Raw genomic sequence first — 20,618 nt, 5'->3', positions numbered from 1 at the left:
TTAGCCTCTTTATGACGAGATGGTGAAAATTTCACCTTGAAGAGGGGCGACGATGCGGCTATTCTTTGCCGCGACGAACCTCTCGTCTCACCGGAGCGCCCTCTGAAAATGAACAAACACGACTGATGAACTCGGATCCTTGCTAAACGCGCAGGCGTTGGCAGGGGATGTATTGATTTCATTCAGGAGTGCTTATGGCTCATTGCGCCCAGGTCCCCGCTTTTATTTTGCATCAGCTCACCTGTCAGTTTGCGACGGGCGAGACGCTTTTTGGCCCGCTTAATCTCTCCCTTGAACCATCGCTGTGTGGCCTGGTGGGGCGAAACGGCGTGGGCAAAACGCAATTACTCCGTCTGCTCGCCGGGTTAACCACACCTGCCAGCGGGCATATCGAACGCTTCGGCACGCATACGTATGTTGCGCAGCAGCACGCGGTTTCAGCGCAGACTACGCTTGCACAACTGCTTGGCTATGGCGATGTTTTCGCGGCCCGCGAGCGCGTCGAACAGGGCGCTTACCAGCCCGACGATCTCGACAAACTTGAAGGCTACTGGGATCTGCCGGAGCGCCTGACAGCGGCTTTTTCTGACGCCAGACTTCCCACCTTCGACCCGTACAGACCGGCCATGAGCCTGAGTGGCGGCGAGCGTGTGCGGGCACTGTTATGCAGTGCGTTTATCGCCAGTACGGATTATCTACTGCTGGATGAACCGACCAACCACCTCGACAGGCAGGGGCGCGAGTGGTTTTACGCTCAGCTGGCGCAGCGAAACGGCGGTGCGCTGGTGGCGACTCACGATCGCGAACTGCTGGCGCTAATGCCGCGAATTCTCGAGCTCACGCCTGCCGGGTTGCGCAGCTATGGCGGCAATTATGACGACTACCAGCGCCAGCGCGATGCGGAGCAGCAAGCCGCACGAGCAATGCTTGAGCACGCGACCAACGAACGTCGACGTACCCGCAGCAGAATGCAGAAAGAGCATGATGCCAGCCAGCGGCGCTCAGCACACACGCTGCGAACCGTCGATTCGTTAAATATCGCCTCGTTTGAGAGAGTGAAATACAAGAACGCGGCGAAAGAGCGGCCAGATAGCTGGCGTAAACAGCACCGCGAGCAGAATGACGCGCTTAACACTGCCGTTAACCAGGCGCGCGAGCGGGTGGAAGAGGAGATGCCGGTGCTGTTTACGCTGCCCGGCAGCCACCTTCCCGACGGTAAGCAGGTGCTGGTCATGGAGGATCTGCTGCTGCCGCACGTGGCGCTTCCTCCGCTTAACTGGCGTATGGATGGCCCAATGCGCGTGGCGGTGCGCGGGCCGAATGGTTGCGGTAAATCGACGCTGCTGAAAGTGATCCTCGGCGCGCTGGCTCCCCGCGCCGGTCTGTGCCAGCGCGCGGTCACCTGCGCGTACCTTGATCAGCATTTATCGCAGCTCGATCTCTCGCTGTCGGTACTGGCGCATCTCAATGCTGGCGATACGCCGATGGAGGAGGGCATACTGCGCACCCGCCTGGCGCAACTGCAACTGGGGGCAGATAAAGTGGTGTTACCGCTGGCGGCGCTGAGCGGCGGCGAGCGGTTAAAAGCGGCGCTGGCGTGCGTACTGTGGCGGCGCGATGCCACGCAGTTGCTGCTGTTGGATGAGCCGACGAACCACCTCGATCTGGCGTCAACGCAGGCGATTGAGGCGGCGCTGGCGACATTTCCTGGCGCGATGCTGGTGGTGTCTCATGATGCGTCATTTCTGCAGGGATTAACGCTTACGCACAGTCTGGTATGGCGGGAAGAGGGCTGGTACTGCGAAGCGGAGTAAGGTGAGCATTGACCCCCGGGTTAGCGGGGGTTCTACCATCACGCTTTATTCAATTAACTGCTTACTGAGCGTTGGGTTCGCATGAATCAGACGCATCAGTTTCATCTCGGTAGCCGTGGGTTTTATTCGTTGTGATTCCCATTCATGCACCATCGATACCGAGACTCCCATGGCACGAGCGAAGTCATCAATTTTAAGCCCGGTTCCACGTCGCAATTGTTCAAAGTCACTAAAGTAATTCTGCTTCTTGCTCAGGGTTGCCGGCTGCGTTACGTCTTTTTTGAAAACAATCTGTTCCAGGCTGCTCAACAGCTCAAATTCTGGATCTTTATATTCCATCGAGAACTCCTCGTAAAATCACACAGCGGGATCGTGATACAGCTCATTAAGAATAGTCGTGAAAATTCCTGGTGTGGTGGTTGCGCCAGTGATTATTTAGGCGGCGAAACGTTTTGCTGCAGTTGAGATGCACGTTTTGACAGTGGAATATCGCTTAATTGATTGATTACGCTCAGGCTGCATTTATTCAGTATATTTTTGTAAACTCTCAGCAGAATTTTCGATTAAGAATTATCTGTACCATTTCGCGGAAAATTTCATGCCAGGTCGTTTTCGCGCGTTTAAGAATGCATTGAAGGGGTATCTTGCGAAGCAGACCTGGACTATCCTTGTAAGCCGTCAGGCACGCGTGTGCCGGTATGCGCTTTTATGGGTGAAAGGAGTAACAAAATGGCGACAGGAAAGTCCTGCTCTCGCTGGTTCGCGCCTCTTGCGGCGTTATTAATGGTAGTAAGCCTGAGTGGGTGTTTCGACAAAGAGGGCGATCAGCGCAAGGCGTTTATCGATTTCCTGCAAAATACGGCCATGCGCAGCAGCGAACGACTGCCCGCGCTGACGGCGGATCAGAAGAAACAGTTTGGCCCGTTTGTCTCTGATTATGCTGTCATTTATGGCTATTCCCAGCAGGTTAACCAGGCGATGGACTCCGGTCTGCGCCCGGTGGTGGACAGCGTGAACGCTATCCGCGTGCCGCAGGATTATATGACGCAGCGTGAACCGCTTCGCCAGGCCAACGGTTCGCTGGGCGTGCTGAGCCAGCAGCTGCAAAACGCAAAAATGCAGGCCGATGCGTCGCATGCCGCGTTAAAACAGGCTGATGATCTGAAACCGGTTTATGATCAGGTATTTACCAAAGTGGTCACCAACCCGGCCAATGCGTTGCAACCGCTGATCCCGGCGGCGCAGGTGTTCACCCAGCAACTGGTGCAGGTGGGTGATTTTATTGCTCAGCAGGGCACGCAGGTGAGCTTTGTTGCCAACGGCATTCAGTTCCCGACGTCACAGCAGGCCAGCCAGTATAACGCGCTGATTGGGCCGCTGGCGGCGCAGCATCAGGCGTTCAACCAGGCCTGGACAGCAGCCGTTACCGCCACGCAACAGTAATCTGGCGCAGGCAAAAAAAAGAGGCGACAGGTTCGCCTCTTTTTTATTGCGCTTTGCGTTATCTCGCCACTTGCGGGTTGACGCAGTTTTTCTCAACGTTGCCGTTCAGCGCGTCGATCAGATTATCTACCGCGCACTCCGCCATGTTGTAGCGAGTTTCATGGGTTGCCGAACCGATGTGCGGCAGCGCCACGACATTGGGCAGCGACAGCAACGGCGAATCAACCGGCAGCGGTTCTTGTTCAAAGACATCCAGCCCGGCGGCGTGGATCTCGCCGTTTTTCAGCGCCTCGATCAGCGCCGCTTCATCAACGACCGGGCCGCGCCCGGCATTGATAAAGATGGCCGATTTTTTCATCATTTCAAACTGTGCCTTGCCGATCAGGTGATGCGTCTCGTCCGTCAGCGGCAGCACCAGGCAGACGAAATCGGACTCTTTCAGCAGCGTGTCTAAATCGCAATAGCGAGCCTGAAAGCGCTCTTCCGCCTCGGTGTGGTGACGACGCGCGTTGTAGAGGATCGGCATGCCGAAACCTAAGTGCGCGCGTTGCGCCAGCGCAAGACCGATGCGCCCCATGCCAATAATACCCAGCGTTTTATGGTGCACATCAATACCAAACCAGTCAGCGCCAATGCCGGATGTCCATTCGCCCGCTTTCACTCGCTCAGCCACTTCCACCACCCGGCGCGCGCTGCTCAGCAACAGCGCCATAATGGTATCGGCGACCGTTTCCGTCAGCACAGTCGGGGTGTGCATCAGCAGAATTTTACGCGCGTTTAGCGCATCCACATCAAAGTTGTCATAGCCTACCGAGACAGTCGACGTGGCACGTAGCTGCGGCATTTTCGCCAGCAGTTCGCTGTCCACTTTTTCGCTGGAACCCAGCAACCCTTGCGCGCTGGCGAAGGCATCGGCGTGTTGCGCCACCGTTTCCGGTTTCAGGTCCGCCACGCGGGTTACGGTGAAATGCGTTTCCAGACGTTGCAGCAAATCATCGGGCAAGGCTTTGTACAGGATGATGGATGGCTTCATGCGGTTCTCCCTTGTGATGGTGCGCCTGCCGGAATCTGCTTATTGTTAGCAGGCTTAACAATTAAAGTAAGCCACACGGAGGCGAAAAGCGCCACCCCCATGAAAATGTACGAGGCCGCCGGGCTGCCGGTTGCACCGTTGAGATAACCCACCACCCATGAACCGCAGAAAGAGCCCAGCGCACCCATGCTGTTGATGAGTGCCATCGCTCCACCGGCGACATTGCGCGGCAGCATTTCAGGAATAATGGCGAAGAAAGGTCCGTAAGGGGCGTACATCGCCGCGCCAGCAATCACCAGCAGCCAATAAGAGATCCAGAAGTGGTTCGCGCCAACCGCCCACGAGCCAATAAAGGCAAACGCGCCAATCAGCAGCAGCGGCCAGACAAACAGTTTACGGTTTTGCAGCTTGTCGGATGCCCATGAAGCGACAATCATCGCCAGCGTCGCCGCCAGGTAAGGCACGGCGGAGAGCCAGCCGACTTCAACCATACCCAGGTTTTCACCGCCGCTGCGAATAATCGACGGCAGCCACAGAACAAAACCATAGACGCCAATACTCCAGGCGAAATATTGCAGGCACAACAGCACCACATTGCGTGAGCGGAAGGCTTCGCTGTAGTTGCGTACCGCTTTAATGCCCTGTTGCTCTTTATCGAGCTGGGTTTGCAGCGCGGTTTTCTCACTGTTCGACAGCCAGTTCACCTGCGCGGGTTTATCTTTTACCAGCACCCACCAGCAGAACGCCCAAATCACCGCCGGAACGCCCTCGATGATAAACATTTCGCGCCAGCCAAAGGACTGAATCAAATAACCGGACACCACCGACATCCACAGCACCGTCACCGGGTTACCGAGGATCAGGAACGTATTGGCGCGTGAACGTTCGGATTTGGTAAACCAGTTACTGATATAGATAAGCATCGCGGGCATCACGGCGGCTTCCACCACACCGAGGATAAAGCGGATGGCGGCCAGCATCGGGATATTACTCACCATGCCGGTTAACGACGCGCAACCGCCCCACAGGATCAGGCAGATAAAGATCAGCTTACGTACGCTGCGGCGTTCGGCGTACACCGCACCTGGGATCTGGAAAAAGAAGTAGCCAAGAAAGAACAGCGCGCCTAACAGCGAGGACACGCCTTTAGTGATGCCTAAATCGTCATTAATCCCGGCAGCGGAAGCAAAGCTAAAGTTGGCGCGATCGAGGTAGGCCAGGCTGTAGGTAATGAACACGATCGGCATGATATACAGCCAGCGTTTTGTTGAATTTGTAGCGTTCATAAGGTTGCCTCTGTGGTTGAGGTGGTAACCGCCTGTTTGTAGGGTACAGTGCGGTAAATCATATTTTGGCGGCAGGGTGCGTTACAGCGCGCCCAGCTCCGCACGGGTTGGCAATCCTTCGCTGTCGCCCGGCACCTGGATGGCCAGCGCGCCGATGGCGTTACCGCGGCGCACGGCATCCGGCATGGTTTTGCCTTCCAGCAGGGCGCTTATTACACCCACGGCGAAGCCATCCCCGGCACCGACCGTATCGATGACGTTCTCCACTTTTACTGGCGCAACGGCGCCCTGTTCTCCGCTGGCGGTTTTAAACCATGCGCCATCGGCACCGGTTTTGATCACCACCGCTTTTACACCGCGTTGCAGATAGAAATCGGCAATCCCTTCCGGCGTGTTTTCGCCCGTCAGGATGAAGCCCTCTTTCAACCCAGGCAGAACCCAGTCAGCCTGGAAGGCGAGGCGGTTGAGTTTTTCCACCATCTCCGCTTCGCTTTTCCACAGCACCGGTCGCAGGTTAGGGTCAAATGAGATGGTTTTGCCCTGCGCTTTCATGCTTTGTGCGGCATGTTCTAACAGTGCGTAAGAGGAGGCGGACAGCGCCGCCGCCACGCCGCTAAGGTGCAAATGACGGGCGTCGTTAAACAGCGCCGCGTGAAAATCTTCTGTCGAAAGGTGGCTGGCCGCCGAGCCTTTACGGAAATATTCCACGATGGGATCGGTTCCATTCTCGGCTTTCGATTTCAGTTGAAAGCCGGTGGCATAACGCCCGTCGAGCGTCACGCCAGCGGTACTGATATTTTCTTTACGCAGCGTATTGAGGATAAAGCGCCCGAAGCTGTCATCGCCGACGCGGCTTACCCAACCGACCTGCAAACCCAGGCGCGCCAGCCCGGTAGCGACATTCAACTCCGCGCCTGCCGCCCGCTTGATAAACTGCCCGGCATCGGCCAGATCGCCGGTTTCGGTGGCGACAAACATCGCCATCGCTTCGCCAATGGTGATGACATCCAGCGGTTTATGCATGATGGGACTCCTCGCGTAACAAATTAACGTAATGACGGGTAACGGCGGTCAGATCCTCGCCCTGCAACGGGAATTCGATACCGCGCGGCGCATCGGCAGGTAAGTTATCCAGCAGCGCCAGCCAACGGGCATCGGCAGTGTCCGGCGGTACGGCACGGAAACTGTCGCCATGCGTCACAGCAGCTTTGACATGGATATAACTGACCGCTGGCGCTAACTGACGTGCGGCGTCTTCGGGATGTTCGCCAACCCACAGCCAGTTACCGGTGTCGAACGTCAGGCTCACCGGCAAGGCAAGCGTGTGACAGGCAGCTTTAAATCGCAGCATTGGCGCGAGTTTGCCGCAGGCGGTCTGGTCGTTTTCCACCACCAGCGGCACCGGGCTGGTTGCCAGCCAGTCGCGCAACGTTTCCAGTGGCGCGTTATGGCGGAAGTGGCCGAGTGAGAGTTTTAACCACTGGGCTTTCAGTGTCTGCGCTTCCGCCAGCAAGGCCGGTAAGCGCGGGTTCAGTGCGCCGTCCGGTTCGAACAGCGCCTCAGGAGCGGAATAACAAACTTGCAGGTTGTGCAGGTCGATGGCGAAGGCCAGCGAGGCCAGATGGGTTAACGCCTCTTCGCTTAACAGCTCGCGGCGGATCTCAACGCCATCGGCTCCGGCTTCGGCAATAATCGGCAGCAGGGCAATTTGCCCGCCCAGCGCCTCAATTTGCGTATGGCCGTAAGCGGCGGTGACGACGATAATTTTTCTCTGCATTGTTCGACTCCGGGCGATCTTCTCGCTTTCGTATGTCTTTAACGCTAGATGGAACCGGTTCCAAAGAAAAGGTCACTGTGCCGGAAGTATGATCGTCATCACGAAGGTTATTTAACGCGCTGTAGAGCCGCGCACGATCAGTTCGCCGGAAAAAACCTGTTCGCGAACGGTGTCGCTGTGGCCTTCAATGCGCCGCACGACTTGCTCGACGGCGGCAAAGCCGATTTGCCAGGTAGGCTGTTTGAGGGTGGTGATGCCCACGCCTGCCAGCTCGGCCCACTCCAGCTCATCGAAACCGAGCAGACCAATATCGCTGCCCCAGTTCAGGCCAATGCGTTTTAGCGAACGCGCTACTTGCAGGGTGAGCGCGCCGTTGGCGGAGATAACGGCTTTGCGCATGCCCCGATGGCTGGCGTGGAACTGGCGCAGAGTATTATCGAGTTGCGCGGCTTCATGCAGCACTATTTCGGCGTTTTCCGCCACCATGCCGGGGTAGCGGGCGAGCGTCGTGCGAAACGCGGCCAGACGCTCGCGGCGGGTATTTACTGAACCCAGCGGTTCGCTGAGGAACAACAGCGCTTCGAAACCCTGTTCAATCAGATGCTCGGTGGCGGTGGTGGCTGCCTGGGTGTTGTCCAGCCCGACCACATCGCAGGCGAAATCGGGGATTTTGCGGTCAATCAGCACCATCGGCAGCGAGGATTGTTGCAGGCGGTTTAGCCCCTCTTCACGCATCCCCACGGCGTTAACCACAATGCCTTCCACCTGGTAACTGCGCAGCAGGTCGAGGTAATGCAGCTCCTGATCCACTTCGTTATTGGTGTTACACACCAGTGGCGTGAACCCTTTTTCGCGACAGGCGGCTTCAATGCCGCTCAGCACATGCACGGAGTAGGGGTTGGTGATATCGGCGATGATCAGGCCAATCAAGCGGGTGCGACCGCGCTTTAACCCGCGCGCCATCAGGCTTGGGCGATAGTCGAGATCGGCAACCGCCTGCTCAATACGCGCCAGCAGCGCGGCGGAAAGCAGATGTTTTTCACCATTCAGGTAGCGTGAAATACTGGTTTTCCCTGTTTTTGCCGCTTTCGCGACATCGCTGATGGTTGGCCGCGCCGTTTTCGCCATGATTGCTTCCCTCGCCGTGAATGGTTGCCCACACCTTAGCGCGAAATAGCGCGCAATCAAGCACTAAGCGAGGCTTATCACCCGCAGTGTGAGCGTAATGACGTTTAATTCTTTGCTATCGCGCTGCCGCTGTGGATGATAGAGCGCAAAACAAAATCGACACACCTGCAACCTGGCGAGGAGCGCGCGTTGGCAAACTCTGCAATCAAAACTGTTCTCACGGCTGCCCACTGGGGGCCAATGCTGGTCGACACCGACGGCGAAAACGTGCTCGCTTCACGCGGCGCGCTGCCGACGCGTCATCCCAACTCACTGCAAACCGTTGTACAGGATCAGGTGCACAGCCCAACGCGCGTGCGCTACCCGATGGTGCGTAAAGGTTTTCTCGCTTCACCTTCCAGCCCGCAGGGCGTTCGCGGCCAGGATGAGTTCGTGCGCGTTAGCTGGGATGAGGCGCTGACGCTGATTCATCAGCAGCACCAGCGCATTCGCCACACTTATGGCCCCTCGTCGATTTTCGCTGGCTCTTATGGCTGGCGCTCCAACGGCGTGCTGCACAAGGCTGCCACTTTGCTGCAACGCTACATGAGCCTTGCCGGGGGGTACACCGGGCATCTCGGCGATTACTCCACCGGCGCGGCGCAGGCGATCATGCCGCATGTGGTTGGCGGCAACGAAGTATATCAGCAGCAGACCAGCTGGCCGTTAATCCTCGAACATAGCGATGTGGTGGCGCTGTGGAGCGCTAACCCACTCAATACGCTGAAAATTGCCTGGAACGCCAGCGACGAGCAGGGCATTCCCTATTTCGATGCGCTGCGCAAAAGCGGTAAGCGGGTGATCTGCATCGATCCGATGCGTTCGGAAACCGTTGATTTCTTTGGCGACAGCATGGAGTGGATTGCTCCGCACATGGGAACTGACGTCGCGCTGATGCTCGGTATTGCACATACGCTGGTGGAAAACGGCTGGCAGGATGAAGATTTCCTCTCCCGCTGCACTGTTGGTTATGACACGTTCGCCGCCTACCTGACCGGTGAGCGTGACGGCGTGGCAAAAAACGCCGAATGGGCCGCAGAGATTTGTGGCGTTCCTGCCGACAAAATTCGCGAACTGGCGGCACTTTTCCACGATAACACCACCATGTTGATGTCCGGCTGGGGAATGCAGCGCCAGCAATTTGGCGAGCAAAAACACTGGATGCTGGTGACGCTGGCGGCCATGCTGGGGCAAATTGGTACGCCCGGCGGCGGTTTTGGTCTCTCTTACCATTTCGCCAACGGCGGCAACCCGACGCGCCGCGCAGCGGTGCTGGGTTCGATGCAGGGCACGGTGAAAGACGGCATTGATGCGGTGGATAAAATCCCCGTTGCGCGCATTGTCGAAGCGCTGGAAAACCCCGGCGCACCGTATCAGCACAACGGCATGAACCGCCACTTCCCGGATATTCGCTTTGTCTGGTGGGCGGGCGGCGCTAATTTTACCCATCACCAGGATACCAACCGGTTGATTCGCGCCTGGCAGAAGCCGGAGCTGGTGGTGATTTCCGAGTGTTTCTGGACGGCGGCGGCGAAACACGCGGATATTGTGTTGCCGGCGACCACCTCGTTTGAACGTAACGATCTGACGATGACCGGTGATTACAGCAACCAGCATCTGGTGCCGATGAAGCAGGTCGTCGCGCCGCAATATGAAGCGCGCGATGACTGGGAGGTGTTTGCCGAGCTGAGCGAACGCTGGGAAGCGGGGGGCCGCGAGCGTTTTACCGAAGGCAAAAACGATCTGCAATGGCTGGAGACGTTTTACAATATCGCTGCCGAGCGCGGTGCCAGCCAGCAGGTGACGCTGCCGCCGTTCGCCGAGTTCTGGCAGGCGAACCAGCTTATTGAAATGCCGGAGAGCGAGCAGAACGCGCGCTTCGTTCGCTTTGCGGATTTCCGTCGCGATCCGCAGGCCAACCCCTTAAAAACGCCGAGCGGGAAAATCGAAATTTTCTCCGAGCGGATTAACAGTTTCGGTTATGCCGATTGCCCGCCGCACCCAATGTGGCTGGAGCCGGATGAATGGCACGGTAATGCGCAACCACAGCAGTTACAGGTACTGTCTGCGCATCCGGCACATCGCCTGCACAGCCAGCTTAACTATTCCCGTTTGCGGGAAACATATGCCGTTGCCGGTCGCGAACCTGTCACGCTACATCCTGCGGATGCGAAAGCGCGCGGGATTGTCGCGGGTGATGTAGTGCGCGTGTGGAACCAGCGCGGGCAGGTGCTGGCGGGCGCGGTCGTGACCGACGGGATTAAACCTGGCGTGATTTGCATTCACGAAGGCGCATGGCCGGATCTTGACCCCGCGGCGGGCGGCATCTGTAAAAACGGCGCGGTGAATGTGCTGACAAAAGATCTGCCCAGCTCACGGCTGGGCAATGGTTGCGCCGGGAATACGGCGCTGGCGTGGGTAGAGAAATATCAGGGGCCGGCGCTTACGCTGACGGCGTTTGATCCGCCTGCCAGTTCATGATCCACGTCGGGTGGCGGGTTTCTTCCTGCCAGGCGCTATCTTCGATACGAAAGCCCTGCGCATGGTAGAAATTCACTGCCCGCACGTTTTTCTGATACACCTCAAGGCTTAGCCAGTTAAAGCGCTGTTTGGCGTGATCCATCAGCGCTTTGCCAATGCCGCGACCAATGGCGGCGGGGCGCACAAACAGCGCCCCGATAAACTGCGCGTCCATCACACTGATAAAGCCTTGCAGTTCGCCGTTCTCTTCCCAGACCCAGGTTTTTGCCACCGGCAAATACGCGTCGCGCACCAGCGCTTCGCTATCCTGCCAGTAGCGCACATCAATAAACGGATGGGCGAAGCTTGTGCTCTCCATCCACAGCGTAAGCAACGGCGACAGATCCTTGCTACGCCACGCGCGGATCATGCTTTCCCCCGGGATGACAGAAACAGCCGGTAATATGGTCGTTGACCAGCCCGCACGCCTGCATAAATGAGTAGCAAATGGTGGTGCCGACAAATTTGAAGCCGCGTTTTTTCAGCGCTTTTGATAACGCATCTGACGCCGGAGTGGAGGTGGGGATTTCCGCAAGCGTGGCAGCCTGTGTGAGTTGCGGGGTGTTATCAACAAAACCCCAGACAAATTCTGAAAATGGCTCGCCATTTTGTGCCATCGCCAGGTAGGCGCGGGCGTTGCCGATGATGGCTTCAATCTTGCCGCGATGACGAATAATGCCGGCGTCCTGCAGCAATATTTCTACCTCTTCGGCGGTCATTGCCGCGACGCGTTCAGGCTCAAACTGGTGGAACGCTTTGCGGTAGTTTTCCCTTTTTTTCAAAACGGTAATCCACGATAACCCCGCTTGCTGCCCCTCAAGACAGATCATCTCGAACAGCTTTTTTCCGTCCTTTTGCGCCACACCCCACTCGGTATCATGGTAAGCGAGATAAAGCGGATCCTGAGTAACCCAACCACAACGCTGCATATCCTTACTCCGTCTGTGATATGTAAAATAAACCTCTGCCTGTCTTGACGCGCACCCCGGAAAGACAATATTTATTAAAGGGTCTTGACCCTAACAAACAACGATAACAATTACGCCGAATTCGGCTCTTCTCTGGAGTCGCAACTTGATGAAAATAAACCGCAGTGGCCTTTCGCTGGTGCTGCTGCCTGCTTGTCTGCTTTTTTGCCAGACGGCAGCGGCCTGGCAGCAAGAATACAGTGGCAGCGACAACATGAATGTGACCGCCGAACGCTACACCTGGGATAGCGATCGGCAGCCGCGCTATAACGACATTCTCGAAGAGCGCATCCGTTCGACGCAAAATTTGCCCGGCGTGGCGTTTAATCTGCCCGATGAAACCCCGCTGGATTCCATCAGCACCATGAGCATTGGCCTGAATATTCCGCTGGCGAGCAGCGTGACCACCGGCCCGGTTGCGGTGTGGCATTACGATGGCTCAATGACCTCAATGTATAACGAATTTGGCGACAGTGCGACCACCATGCAGTACAGCGATCCGCTGTGGCACGCCAGCGTGAGCTCACTTGGCTGGCGCGTGGATAGCCGCATTGGCGATCTTCGCCCGTGGGCGCAAATCAGTTTCAACCAGCAATTTGGCGAGAATGTCTGGAAGAGCCAGTCCGGGCTTTACCGCTTAACCGCCGCTAACCAATACGGTAACTGGATGGATGTGACGCTTGGCGCGGACATGCTGCTGAATCCACATCTGGCGGCTTACGCGGCAATGTCGCAGTCGGAAAATGCCACCTTTGGGCAAAATTATCTTTATAGCATGGGTGTAAGCGCGCGATTCTGATCGCTATTTAAAACAAACTTTTCACACTTGAGAAACAATCACCGCGCGATTTATCGCGATAGTATGTACTAACTCACATTTAAGATTCGGCGCATGAAGTGATGCCGGTGCCATTCATTCCCGCTTAGGTGCATTTCATTCCTTCTGACGCGCATTTCATGCCTTTTTTCGCCAGGCGTGAAATGCGCTTCGTTATTGTTGTCGGCAGTGAAATCCTTCTCTTTTCTTTGCAGGACGACTGCCATGAATACACCATCTGCTAATCGCACTCGCTGGCTGACACTGTTCGGCACCATTGTTACGCAGTTTGCTTTAGGTTCTGTTTATACCTGGAGCCTGTTTAATAGCTCGCTTTCGGAAAAACTGAACGAACCAGTAAGCCAGGTGGCGTTCTCGTTTGGTCTGCTGAGCCTCGGTCTGGCGTTGGCCTCTTCTGTCGCCGGGAAATTACAGGAACGTTTTGGCGTAAAACGCGTCACTATCGCTTCCGGCGTGCTGCTGGGGCTGGGTTTCTTCCTTACTGCGCACTCCAGCAACCTGCTGATGCTGTGGCTGAGCGCGGGTGTGTTGGTTGGTCTGGCTGACGGCGCAGGTTACTTACTGACGCTTTCCAACTGCGTGAAGTGGTTCCCGGAGCGCAAAGGGCTGATCTCCGCCTTCTCCATCGGTTCTTACGGCCTTGGCAGCCTGGGTTTTAAATTTATCGACAGCCATCTGTTAGCCACCGTCGGCCTGGAAAGTACCTTTATGATCTGGGGCGCGATTGTGCTGGTGATGATTGTTTTTGGCGCGATGCTGATGACCGATGCGCCGCTGCAAAAAGTGACCACTGCAAACGGCGTAGTAGAAAATGACTTCACGCTGGCACAGTCAATGCGTAAACCGCAGTACTGGATGCTCGCTGTAATGTTCCTGACCTCCTGCATGAGCGGCCTGTATGTGATTGGCGTGGCGAAAGATATCGCGCAGGGCATGGTGCATTTGGACGCGGTGACGGCGGCAAGTGCAGTGACCGTGATTGCGATTGCTAACCTGAGCGGTCGCCTGGTGCTGGGTGTGCTGTCTGACAAAATTTCCCGTATCCGTGTGATTACGCTGGGGCAGATTATTTCGCTGGTTGGCATGGCCGCACTGCTGTTCGCGCCGCTGAATGCTATGACATTCTTTGCCGCTATCGCCTGCGTGGCCTTTAACTTTGGCGGTAATCTCACTGTGTTCCCGTCGCTGGTGAGCGAGTTCTTCGGCCTGAACAACCTGGCGAAAAACTACGGTGTGATTTATCTGGGCTTCGGTATTGGCAGTATCTGTGGGTCGATTATTGCTTCGCTGTTTGGCGGCTTCTATGTCACCTTCTGCGTTATCTTCGCCCTGCTGATCCTCTCTCTGGCGCTCTCCACGACCATTCGCCAGCCACAACGTCGCGTTTACAAAGAAGCGCACGCCTGACGATAAAATTGTGTAAAAACCGCCGCAATGTCGGCGGTTTTTCTGTATCTGCCGCACACTCCCGCCAGAGCGACTATCCTTATTGGTCAGGTTCTACCTACTAAAGGAGTCTCAAATGTCTTTAGAAAAAGTGGTTTATCGTGCGAAAGCGAAAGCAACCGGGGGCCGTGATGGCCGGGCAACCTCATCTGATGGCGTGCTGGATGTCAAACTGGGCGTGCCAAAAGAGATGGGCGGCGCTGGCGGTGAAGTGACCAACCCGGAGCAGCTTTTTGCCGCAGGTTACTCCGCCTGTTTTCTCGGGGCGCTGAAACATGTTGCGTCGGTAGAGAAAAAGAAAGTGCCGCAAGAGGCCTATATTGAAGGGCAGGTAGGCATTGGCCCGTTGCCGACCGGTTTTGGTATTGAAGCGCAGCTGGATATTCACCTGCCGGGCATGGATCACCAGGAAGCGGAAGCGCTGGTACAGAAAGCACACATTGTTTGCCCGTACTCGAATGCGACCCGCGGCAATATTGACGTAAAACTTAATGTGATCACGTCCTGATACTCCCTTTTTTTGCGGTTTTCTGACCCCGGCCATATTTTTTTGTAAATATATGGCCGGTTAGCACTTCCGAATGACACTTTTCCCCGCCGCTATGGTCTACTTACCGCGCTTTAGAAGTTTCCCGGTCAAACTTCCTTCGCGACTTACCACCCTGCGGACGTTATCGAATAACGTTCGCCAGGTGATTTTTATTCCTTCAGAGTTGCTTGCATGACTTATATCAAAGCGATGACGCAGCAGAAGCTCAGCTTCCTGCTGGCGATATATATCGGTCTGTTTATGAATAGCGCTGTGTTCTACCGTCGATTCGACGGTTATGCGCAAGCGTTCACCGTTTTGAAAGGACTCTCTGCGGTTGTTGAACTCATTGGTACGGTGCTGGTCACCTTCTTTTTGTTACGCCTTTTGTCCCTGCTGGGCCGCCGGGTTTGGCGTGTGCTGGCGTCGCTGGTTGTTATTTTCTCCGCTGCGGCCAGCTATTACATGACGTTTCTTAACGTGGTGATTGGCTACGGCATTATTGCCTCGGTGATGACCACGGATATCGATCTCTCCAAAGAGGTGGTGGGCTGGCAGCTTATCGCGTGGGTGGTGCTGGTCAGCGCACTGCCGTTGCTTTCCATCTGGAGTAACCGCTGTCGCGACACGTTGCTGCGCCAGTTGAGCACCCCGGGCGCGCGCATTCGCAGCGTGAGCATTGTGCTGCTGGCGGGTTTAATGGTCTGGGGGCCGATTCGCCTGCTCGATTTACAGCAAAAACACTCGGAGCGGACATCCGGTGTCGATATGCCAAGCTATGGCGGCGTAGTGGCAAACTCTTATCTGCCGTCGAACTGGCTTTCAGCGCTGGGCCTGTATGCCTGGGCGCAGGTAGATGAATCTTCCGACTATAAATCGCTGATTAACCCGGCGAAAAAATTTACCTATGTCGCGCCGAAAGACATTGATGACACCATGGTGGTGTTTATCATCGGCGAGACCACGCGCTGGGATCATATGGGGATGCTGGGCTATTCCCGCGATACCACGCCGAAACTGGCGCAGGAGAAAAACCTGGTGGCGTTCCGCGGTTATTCCTGTGATACCGCGACCAAACTCTCGCTACGCTGTATGTTTGTGCGTGAAGGCGGGGCGGATGATAACCCGCAGCGCACGCTGAAAGAGCAAAATGTCTTTGCGGTACTGAAACAGCTCGGTTTTTCCAGCGATTTATACGCGATGCAGAGCGAGATGTGGTTCTACAGCAACACCATGGCCGACAACATCGCGTACCGCGAGCAGATTGGTGCCGAGCCGCGCAACCGTGGCAAAAACGTCGATGACATGCTGCTTATCGATGAGATGCAGCGCTCGCTGGATAACAGTTCCGGCGGTAAGCACATGATTATTCTGCATACCAAAGGCTCGCACTTTAACTACACGCAGCGTTACCCACGCAGCTTTGCGAAGTGGCAGCCGGAGTGTGTTGGCGTGGATGACAAGTGCACTAAGGAAGAGCTGATTAACTCCTTTGATAACTCGGTGACGTACGTTGATCACTTTATCGATACGGTGATTGATAAGGTGCGCGATCGTAAAGCGATTGTGTTCTATGCCGCCGACCATGGTGAGTCGATCAACGAAAAACAGCATCTGCACGGTACACCGCGCAAAATGGCACCGCCGGAGCAGTTCCGCGTGCCGATGATGGTCTGGATGTCGGACAAATATTTGCAGGACCCGCAGAAAGCGCAAATGTTCGCGCAGCTCAAGCAGCAGGCGGCATTTAAAACGCCGCGCCGCCACGTTGAGCTGTATGACACCATCATGGGATGCCTGGGTTATACCTCGCCGAACGGCGGGATTAATGAGAACAACAACTGGTGCCATTTGCCGTCGCAGGCGGCGAAATAAGCCGCTTGCTGGCTTTATCACCAGTCAGTTAGCTTTTTTACATGAAGGGATTGACGGGGCATGTCGGCGGCAGTAAGATGCGCCCCGCATTCGGTGATTGGCGCAGCCTGGTAGCGCACTTCGTTCGGGACGAAGGGGTCGGAGGTTCGAATCCTCTATCACCGACCAAATTCAAAAAAGCCCAACCGCAAGGTTGGGCTTTTTGCTTTCTGCACCCGAAAGAGGATGAGAACCTCCGGGGGCAGAGGTTTGACCCGAGCGAAGCGAGAGAACGTTGCGCCAGCAACGGCCCGCAGGCGAGCCACGCAGTGGCGAGTTATCCTCTATCACCGACCAAATTCAAAAAAGCCCAACCGCAAGGTTGGGTTTTTTGCTTTCTGCACCCGAAAGAGGATGAGAACCTCCGGGGGCAGAGGTTCGACCCGAGCGAAGCGAGAGAACGTTGCGCCAGCAACGGCCCGCAGGGCGAGCCACGCAGTGGCGAGTCATCAGAGATGATGTATCCGCATAACGCCTGATGAACGAAACTTCTCCTCCTGTGCCGACGTGGCGCTTTCGCCAGGGCGATGTATACGCCAGGGAAACACAGTGTTTCCCTAGAGAATGCCAGGCGGCAAATTGGCCGAAATCCCCCTTATCCCCATTTCCCGCTGCCAGTTCACTGTTTTGTGCGATATTCCATTGTATTTTTTTATATATGTTTGAATCTTTTTTCGCGTTGCTTATGGATAGAGGCAGCATTTTCACCTGTGCGTTTTAACGTTCGCGGCATTAATCGCTCAGATATTCAGCATTTCGCAAGAATTTTTTCATTATCTGCATGAATGTTAATCACTGATTACGGCGAGTTAATAAGCGCATTATTCTGGCATCTTGCCGCTAGCACAAATTTCCCTGCTGAAAACAGGCGCCTGAAGTTTTTTTTAACTTTGTTTACCGATTCTCACCGTCGTTGTAAATCACGGTTACCTGTATTGACGTTTTGACATTCTGTTGACAGATTGTAGGGCGTGAGGGGCATTTCAAGGAGAATCTGCACTGCAACTCAGTCAACCTTGTGAAAGGAATCCCCATCTCTCATAACGCCTTCGGGCACAACCGACCAGACCGGGTAAAAATCTAATAAAGGGCTGTCGGATATACCCACTGCATGGGTAACAACACATATCACATTGGAGCAGAATCAATGAGTATTTCCTTGAAGAAGTCAGGGATGCTGAAGCTCGGTCTTAGCCTGGTGGCCATGACCGTCGCGGCAAGCGTGCAGGCTAAAACCCTGGTTTATTGTTCTGAAGGCTCGCCTGAAGGCTTTAACCCACAGCTTTTCACCTCTGGTACCACTTACGATGCCAGCTCCGTGCCAATCTATAACCGCCTGGTAGAATTCAAAACCGGCACCACGGAAGTGATTCCGGGTCTGGCTGAGAAGTGGGATATCAGCGCCGATGGCAAAACCTACACTTTCCACCTGCGTAAAGGCGTGAAGTGGCAGGACAACAAAGATTTCAAACCGTCGCGTGAATTCAACGCTGATGACGTTGTGTTCTCCTTCGATCGTCAGAAAAACGACCAGAACCCGTACCATAAAGTTTCTGGCGGCAGCTACGAATACTTCGAAGGCATGGGTCTGCCGGACCTGATTAGCGAAGTGAAGAAAGTCGACGACTACACCGTTCAGTTCGTGCTGACGCGTCCGGAATCACCGTTCCTGGCTGACCTGGCGATGGACTTCGCGTCCATTCTGTCCAAAGAGTACGCAGACAACATGCTGAAAGCGGGCACCCCGGAGAAAGTTGACCTGGATCCGATTGGTACTGGTCCGTTCCAGCTGCTGCAATACCAAAAAGACTCCCGCATTCTGTACAAAGCGTTTGAAGGTTTCTGGGGCACCAAGCCGAAAATCGATCGCCTGGTCTTCTCCATCACGCCTGACGCGTCCGTACGTTATGCCAAACTGCAGAAAAACGAGTGCCAGGTTATGCCGTACCCGAACCCGGCTGACATCGCGCGTATGAAGCAGGACAAAAACATTACTCTGATGGAACAGGCTGGCCTGAACGTCGGTTACATGTCCTTCAACACCGAGAAGAAACCGTTTGATGACGTGAAAGTGCGTCAGGCGCTGACTTACGCGGTGAACAAAGAAGCGATCATTAAAGCGGTTTACCAGGGCGCGGGCGTTGCGGCGAAAAACTTGATCCCGCCGACCATGTGGGGCTATAACGACGACGTTAAAGACTACACCTACGATCCTGAGAAGGCGAAACAGCTGCTGAAAGAAGCCGGCCAGGATAAAGGCTTTACCGTTGAGCTGTGGGCAATGCCGGTACAGCGTCCGTACAACCCGAACGCTCGCCGTATGGCTGAGATGATTCAGGCTGACTGGGCGAAAGTGGGCGTACAGGCCAAAATCGTTACCTATGAGTGGGGTGAATACCTGAAGCGCGCGAAAGCGGGCGAACACCAGGCGGTAATGATGGGCTGGACCGGCGACAACGGGGATCCGGATAACTTCTTCGCCACCCTGTTCAGCTGCGCAGCGGCTAAAGACGGTTCCAACTACTCTCGCTGGTGCTACAAGCCGTTTGAAGATCTGATTCAACCGGCGCGCGCCACCGACGACCACAACAAGCGTGTTGAACTCTACAAACAGGCTCAGGTTGTGATGCATGACCAGGCTCCGGCGCTGATCGTCGCTCACTCCACCGTTTACGAGCCAGTGCGTAAAGAAGTCAAAGGCTATGTGGTTGATCCATTAGGCAAACACCACTTCGAAAACGTGTCTGTTGAATAATAAGCACGGTGCCTTTTCCCTCTCCCCTTTGGGGAGGGGGAATTTACATTTGTGAGCAATACAGACGCGCCGTCGCCAGGCGTAGCGTCACTACTGAGAATCCGGGTTATGTTGCAGTTCATCCTCCGACGTTTGGGGCTGGTTATCCCAACGTTTATCGGTATCACCCTTCTCACCTTTGCCTTTGTCCATATGATCCCCGGCGACCCGGTAATGATCATGGCGGGTGAGCGTGGTATCTCTCCTGAGCGTCACGCCCAGTTGCTGGCCGAGCTTGGTCTCGATAAGCCGCTGTGGGAGCAATACGTCAACTATGTGTGGGGCGTGCTGCATGGTGACTTAGGCATGTCGCTGAAAAGCCGTCTTCCGGTGTGGGACGAGTTCGTACCGCGTTTTAAAGCGACGCTGGAACTCGGCATCTGCGCCATGATTTTTGCGGTGGCCGTAGGCATTCCGGTGGGCGTAATGGCCGCTGTGAAGCGCGGTTCCATCTTCGATCACACCGCCGTGAGCCTCGCGCTGACCGGTTACTCCATGCCTATCTTCTGGTGGGGCATGATGCTGATTATGCTGGTCTCGGTACAACTGAACCTGACCCCGGTTTCCGGGCGCGTCAGCGATATGGTGTTCCTCGACGACAGCAACCCATTGACCGGCTTTATGCTGATTGATACCGCCATCTGGGGCGAGGACGGGAACTTTATCGATGCCGTTGCGCACATGATCCTGCCCGCCATTGTGCTCGGTACTATTCCGCTGGCGGTGATCGTGCGTATGACGCGCTCGTCAATGCTGGAAGTGTTGGGCGAAGACTATATCCGCACCGCGCGCGCCAAGGGGTTGACCCGTATGCGCGTCATCATCGTGCACGCGCTGCGCAACGCGATGCTGCCGGTGGTAACGGTGATCGGCTTACAGGTCGGCACACTACTGGCGGGCGCCATCCTGACAGAAACCATCTTCTCCTGGCCTGGTCTGGGACGCTGGTTGATTGATGCACTGCAACGCCGTGACTATCCGGTGGTGCAGGGCGGGGTATTGCTGGTCGCGACGATGATTATCCTCGTCAACCTGCTGGTCGACCTGCTTTACGGCGTGGTGAACCCGCGTATTCGGCATAAGAAGTAA

The 20,618-nt window shown here is 55.7% G+C and carries 17 protein-coding genes, 1 tRNA gene and 2 other RNA genes; 12 read left to right on the top strand and 8 right to left on the bottom strand.

What is annotated here, in order from left to right; translation table 11 throughout:
- The first annotated feature begins 194 nt into the window (after window positions 1-194).
- Window positions 195-1,814 (top strand): ABC-F family ATP-binding cassette domain-containing protein, encoded by a 1,620-nt coding sequence (locus tag IP581_RS22300; RefSeq protein ID WP_193821386.1) that lies wholly within the window; start codon window positions 195-197, stop codon window positions 1,812-1,814.
- 45 nt (window positions 1,815-1,859) lie between these two features.
- Here the strand turns inward: IP581_RS22300 and IP581_RS22295 are convergent, their stop codons facing one another.
- Window positions 1,860-2,153 (bottom strand): HTH-type transcriptional regulator, encoded by a 294-nt coding sequence (locus IP581_RS22295; protein WP_086872494.1) that lies wholly within the window; start codon window positions 2,151-2,153, stop codon window positions 1,860-1,862.
- Window positions 2,154-2,543: 390 nt separating this feature from the next.
- On the opposite strand from IP581_RS22295, the gene IP581_RS22290 reads away from it, so the two are divergent.
- Complete coding sequence (locus IP581_RS22290) at window positions 2,544-3,257, top strand: DUF3053 domain-containing protein (protein WP_086872496.1); 714 nt, start codon at window positions 2,544-2,546, stop codon at window positions 3,255-3,257.
- 58 nt (window positions 3,258-3,315) lie between these two features.
- Here IP581_RS22290 and ghrB read toward each other — a convergent pair whose 3' ends face one another.
- The 5 genes from ghrB to IP581_RS22265 all read right to left on the bottom strand — a co-directional run bounded on the left by ghrB (window position 3,316) and on the right by IP581_RS22265 (window position 8,481).
- Window positions 3,316-4,290, bottom strand: coding sequence for a glyoxylate/hydroxypyruvate reductase GhrB (gene ghrB, locus IP581_RS22285; RefSeq protein WP_193821385.1), 975 nt, complete (start codon window positions 4,288-4,290; stop codon window positions 3,316-3,318).
- Window positions 4,287-5,576: an MFS transporter gene (locus tag IP581_RS22280; RefSeq protein ID WP_193821384.1), complete on the bottom strand. Its 1,290-nt coding sequence runs from the start codon at window positions 5,574-5,576 to the stop codon at window positions 4,287-4,289. The genes ghrB and IP581_RS22280 overlap by 4 nt, the downstream gene beginning before the upstream one ends.
- A gap of 81 nt (window positions 5,577-5,657) precedes the next feature.
- On the bottom strand, window positions 5,658-6,599 hold the full coding sequence (locus tag IP581_RS22275) for a sugar kinase (RefSeq protein ID WP_097399846.1): 942 nt from the start codon (window positions 6,597-6,599) through the stop codon (window positions 5,658-5,660).
- A complete protein-coding gene (locus IP581_RS22270) occupies window positions 6,592-7,353 on the bottom strand; it encodes a sugar phosphate isomerase/epimerase family protein (RefSeq protein ID WP_193821383.1) in 762 nt (253 codons plus the stop codon). Before IP581_RS22270 ends, IP581_RS22275 begins: the two co-directional genes overlap by 8 nt.
- Before the next feature lie 111 nt (window positions 7,354-7,464).
- A complete protein-coding gene (locus IP581_RS22265; RefSeq protein ID WP_193821382.1) occupies window positions 7,465-8,481 on the bottom strand; it encodes a LacI family DNA-binding transcriptional regulator in 1,017 nt (338 codons plus the stop codon).
- Between the two features lie 135 nt (window positions 8,482-8,616).
- Between IP581_RS22265 and IP581_RS22260 the strand changes: the two genes are divergently transcribed.
- Entirely contained in the window at window positions 8,617-11,001 is a 2,385-nt protein-coding gene (locus IP581_RS22260) for a molybdopterin guanine dinucleotide-containing S/N-oxide reductase (RefSeq protein ID WP_193821381.1), read from the top strand.
- Here the strand turns inward: IP581_RS22260 and IP581_RS22255 are convergent.
- Together IP581_RS22255 and tag are read right to left on the bottom strand one after the other, a co-directional pair.
- Complete coding sequence (locus IP581_RS22255; RefSeq protein ID WP_175273639.1) at window positions 10,964-11,410, bottom strand: N-acetyltransferase; 447 nt, start codon at window positions 11,408-11,410, stop codon at window positions 10,964-10,966. The genes IP581_RS22260 and IP581_RS22255 overlap by 38 nt on opposite strands.
- Window positions 11,391-11,969, bottom strand: coding sequence for a DNA-3-methyladenine glycosylase I (gene tag / locus IP581_RS22250; protein ID WP_086872517.1), 579 nt, complete (start codon window positions 11,967-11,969; stop codon window positions 11,391-11,393). The genes IP581_RS22255 and tag overlap by 20 nt, the downstream gene beginning before the upstream one ends.
- A gap of 148 nt (window positions 11,970-12,117) precedes the next feature.
- Here tag and IP581_RS22245 point away from each other — a divergent pair, with 148 nt between their 5' ends.
- The 9 genes from IP581_RS22245 to dppB all read left to right on the top strand — a co-directional run bounded on the left by IP581_RS22245 (window position 12,118) and on the right by dppB (window position 20,618).
- Entirely contained in the window at window positions 12,118-12,807 is a 690-nt protein-coding gene (locus tag IP581_RS22245) for an autotransporter outer membrane beta-barrel domain-containing protein (protein ID WP_086872519.1), read from the top strand.
- A 243-nt stretch (window positions 12,808-13,050) separates the two neighbouring features.
- Complete coding sequence (locus IP581_RS22240) at window positions 13,051-14,253, top strand: L-lactate MFS transporter (protein ID WP_086872521.1); 1,203 nt, start codon at window positions 13,051-13,053, stop codon at window positions 14,251-14,253.
- 115 nt (window positions 14,254-14,368) lie between these two features.
- Entirely contained in the window at window positions 14,369-14,800 is a 432-nt protein-coding gene (locus IP581_RS22235) for an organic hydroperoxide resistance protein (RefSeq protein WP_017458241.1), read from the top strand.
- A 213-nt stretch (window positions 14,801-15,013) separates the two neighbouring features.
- Window positions 15,014-16,696, top strand: a complete 1,683-nt coding sequence (eptB, locus tag IP581_RS22230) for a kdo(2)-lipid A phosphoethanolamine 7''-transferase (protein WP_097399851.1) — start codon at window positions 15,014-15,016, stop codon at window positions 16,694-16,696.
- 91 nt (window positions 16,697-16,787) lie between these two features.
- A tRNA-Pro gene (locus IP581_RS22225) sits at window positions 16,788-16,864 on the top strand.
- Between the two features lie 36 nt (window positions 16,865-16,900).
- Window positions 16,901-17,032: non-coding RNA, RtT sRNA (locus IP581_RS22220), on the top strand.
- Window positions 17,033-17,088: 56 nt separating this feature from the next.
- Window positions 17,089-17,186, top strand: a non-coding RNA gene (locus tag IP581_RS22215) — RtT sRNA.
- Between the two features lie 696 nt (window positions 17,187-17,882).
- Complete coding sequence (gene dppA / locus IP581_RS22210; protein WP_065369616.1) at window positions 17,883-19,490, top strand: dipeptide ABC transporter periplasmic-binding protein DppA; 1,608 nt, start codon at window positions 17,883-17,885, stop codon at window positions 19,488-19,490.
- A gap of 108 nt (window positions 19,491-19,598) precedes the next feature.
- Window positions 19,599-20,618 (top strand): dipeptide ABC transporter permease DppB, encoded by a 1,020-nt coding sequence (gene dppB / locus IP581_RS22205; RefSeq protein WP_017458244.1) that lies wholly within the window; start codon window positions 19,599-19,601, stop codon window positions 20,616-20,618.

It is taken from the genome of Kosakonia pseudosacchari (assembly GCF_015167415.1).
GTDB lineage: Bacteria > Pseudomonadota > Gammaproteobacteria > Enterobacterales > Enterobacteriaceae > Kosakonia > Kosakonia pseudosacchari.
Note: the sequence above shows the minus strand (reverse complement) of the source record. Positions and strands in the feature narration are given on the sequence as shown.

Excerpts from the sequence above, each read along its gene's own strand:
- IP581_RS22245 (WP_086872519.1), top strand. The coding sequence starts at position 12,118 with ATGAAAATAAACCGCAGTGGCCTTTCGCTGGTGCTGCTGCCTGCTTGT.
- IP581_RS22270 (WP_193821383.1), bottom strand. The coding sequence starts at position 7,353 with ATGCAGAGAAAAATTATCGTCGTCACCGCCGCTTACGGCCATACGCAA.
- IP581_RS22260 (WP_193821381.1), top strand. The coding sequence starts at position 8,617 with ATGATAGAGCGCAAAACAAAATCGACACACCTGCAACCTGGCGAGGAG.
- dppB (WP_017458244.1), top strand. The coding sequence starts at position 19,599 with ATGTTGCAGTTCATCCTCCGACGTTTGGGGCTGGTTATCCCAACGTTT.
- IP581_RS22265 (WP_193821382.1), bottom strand. The coding sequence starts at position 8,481 with ATGGCGAAAACGGCGCGGCCAACCATCAGCGATGTCGCGAAAGCGGCA.
- IP581_RS22240 (WP_086872521.1), top strand. The coding sequence starts at position 13,051 with ATGAATACACCATCTGCTAATCGCACTCGCTGGCTGACACTGTTCGGC.
- dppA (WP_065369616.1), top strand. The coding sequence starts at position 17,883 with ATGAGTATTTCCTTGAAGAAGTCAGGGATGCTGAAGCTCGGTCTTAGC.
- IP581_RS22255 (WP_175273639.1), bottom strand. The coding sequence starts at position 11,410 with ATGATCCGCGCGTGGCGTAGCAAGGATCTGTCGCCGTTGCTTACGCTG.
- IP581_RS22275 (WP_097399846.1), bottom strand. The coding sequence starts at position 6,599 with ATGCATAAACCGCTGGATGTCATCACCATTGGCGAAGCGATGGCGATG.
- IP581_RS22235 (WP_017458241.1), top strand. The coding sequence starts at position 14,369 with ATGTCTTTAGAAAAAGTGGTTTATCGTGCGAAAGCGAAAGCAACCGGG.
- eptB (WP_097399851.1), top strand. The coding sequence starts at position 15,014 with ATGACTTATATCAAAGCGATGACGCAGCAGAAGCTCAGCTTCCTGCTG.
- IP581_RS22300 (WP_193821386.1), top strand. The coding sequence starts at position 195 with ATGGCTCATTGCGCCCAGGTCCCCGCTTTTATTTTGCATCAGCTCACC.
- ghrB (WP_193821385.1), bottom strand. The coding sequence starts at position 4,290 with ATGAAGCCATCCATCATCCTGTACAAAGCCTTGCCCGATGATTTGCTG.
- IP581_RS22295 (WP_086872494.1), bottom strand. The coding sequence starts at position 2,153 with ATGGAATATAAAGATCCAGAATTTGAGCTGTTGAGCAGCCTGGAACAG.
- IP581_RS22280 (WP_193821384.1), bottom strand. The coding sequence starts at position 5,576 with ATGAACGCTACAAATTCAACAAAACGCTGGCTGTATATCATGCCGATC.
- IP581_RS22290 (WP_086872496.1), top strand. The coding sequence starts at position 2,544 with ATGGCGACAGGAAAGTCCTGCTCTCGCTGGTTCGCGCCTCTTGCGGCG.
- tag (WP_086872517.1), bottom strand. The coding sequence starts at position 11,969 with ATGCAGCGTTGTGGTTGGGTTACTCAGGATCCGCTTTATCTCGCTTAC.